Origin of the sequence: Prevotella sp. MGM2 (assembly GCF_002933955.1) — a bacterium.
GTDB lineage: Bacteria > Bacteroidota > Bacteroidia > Bacteroidales > Bacteroidaceae > Alloprevotella.
In genome coordinates this window covers 1-1,927 of the sequence record NZ_BEWW01000151.1, presented here as the reverse complement: position 1 = coordinate 1,927, position 1,927 = coordinate 1, and the positions used below count along the sequence as shown (strand labels likewise).

At 49.0% G+C, this 1,927-nt stretch carries 1 protein-coding gene and 1 pseudogene; one reads left to right on the top strand and one right to left on the bottom strand.

Annotated elements, in window-relative coordinates:
- Positions 1 to 257 (top strand): annotated as a pseudogene (locus C5S62_RS03430) (gliding motility lipoprotein GldH); the annotation flags it as partial.
- 149 nt (positions 258 to 406) lie between these two features.
- Here the strand turns inward: C5S62_RS03430 and C5S62_RS03425 are convergent.
- Positions 407 to 1,927: alpha-galactosidase (locus C5S62_RS03425; protein ID WP_104404060.1), on the bottom strand; the 1,521-nt coding region annotated here is incomplete at its 5' end.

Sequence of the window (1,927 nt, the reverse complement as noted above, 5' to 3'; positions counted from 1 at the left end):
TTACGACAGACAATGGCGATGTGAGAGGAACGGGAGTATCGCTCTACCAATATAATTTGCCGATGGACACACTGTATCTTCCGGCGCACAGCCGCGGACGCATTGTTGTGGGACATATCATGCGCCGCTCCCCATTGCCCGGTATTCACGATGTAGGCATAAAGGTAAGGAAACTGTCTGATCAAAGCCTTTCTGGCGATAGTCGCAGCAAGGCAGCAACACGTGGCTGTACCATTTCAAACAAAGCGGTATTCTAGTCTGCTTTATAATAACCTTGTCATAATTGGCGATGGCAGGTAACTTACATAACACTTGATACAGTAAAGTCTACAATATATAAAAATGTCAGGAGCTGCGGTTGCCAATGCAAACCGCAGCTCCTGACATTTATGGGAATAAGTGGATTTTATTCGGCAACGATTTCAAACACGCGGCTGTTCATTTTCGAGCCGGTGAATACGGACAGGCCGATATTCATGAGAAAGTCGCCTGAATAAATACCAACATTGCGGTCGTCCTGTCCCTGACGGTTAATCTCCTTCACCACGTAGCGGCGATTGACATCAAGGCCGCGCAGCGTCACGTTAGAGCGATATTCATTGTAGCGCGGATAAATGTCGAAGGTGAAGAGTACGGCACGCTGTTTCGATTTGTCAGCATACATCGTAGCCGTATGTTCGCCTGAATAAGGAGAGACAAGGCCGTAACGGTCGCCGTCGAGAATAGTACTCTTCAGACGATTGTAGTCAGCGATGGACTTTTTGCAGAAATCCTGTTCATTCTTCTTCATGTCGGCAAATTTGATGTCGAAACCAAACTTACCCATCATGGCCACGTTTATACGGAATTTTATGCTGGCAGAACGGTTCCAGGTGGTAACGTGGGCACATTGTGCCTTGACTGGGAACACCTGAGAAAAGCCCCACTGTATGAAAAGGCGCTCAATGGGATCAGTGTTGTCGCTTGGCCAGAATTCGGTAAAATACTTCAAGGCCTCATAGTCCGAACGGCCGCTGCCACCGGAGCAGAGCATCATGGGAAGGTCGGGATACTTGGCTTTGATACGGTCGAGCACGTTGTAAAGACCGCGCACATAATCTACATAAAGATGACTCTGGCGATCTTTTCCCTCATAGTTGGAGTAGATATTTGTGATAGGGCTGTTGCAATCCCACTTGAAGAACGCGATGTCAGGATACTTGGTCATAAGATCATCTACGATGGAGAACACATAATCCTGCACTTTGAGATTGGCCAGGTCGAGCACAAGCTGATTGCGATAATGATATTCTTTACGGTTTGGCAGAGTAATGACCCAGTCTTTATGCTTTTCATAAAGTTCGCTTTTGGGATTGACCATTTCCGGTTCAATCCACAAACCGAACTTTACTCCCTGTTTTTTCGCCTCTTCCGTCAGACGGCCGATACCGTTGGGTAGTTTGTCCTTTATCTCAAGCCAGTCGCCCAGTCCCTGACGGTCGCTGTTGCGGGGATATTTCGTGCCGAACCATCCGTCGTCAAGCAGAAACATGTCTACGCCGAGTTCTTTGGCTTCGCCGATAAGGCCGATAAGTTTCTCTTCGTCAAAGTTGAAGTAGGTAGCCTCCCAGTTGTTGAGGAGTGTCATACGCGATTTGTCGCCGTCCTTGAGCGAATGGGCGCGTGCCCAGTCGTGGAGGTTGCGGCTGGCCTGTCCCGTTCCAGCATAGCTGAGTGTGAAGATGAATTCCGGTGTGCGGAAAGTCTCTCCTTTTTTAAGGGTGTATTGAGATGCGTAAGGATTGATGCCGCTGATGACGCGCAGGTGCCCCATGTGGTCTTCTTCGAATGTAAAACGGAAATTGCCAGTCCATCCGAGTGTGCCGGTGAGTACGGTGCCGGCCTCTTCCTGTGCGGGGACATCGAATGCCAGCTGGAAGAAAGGCGA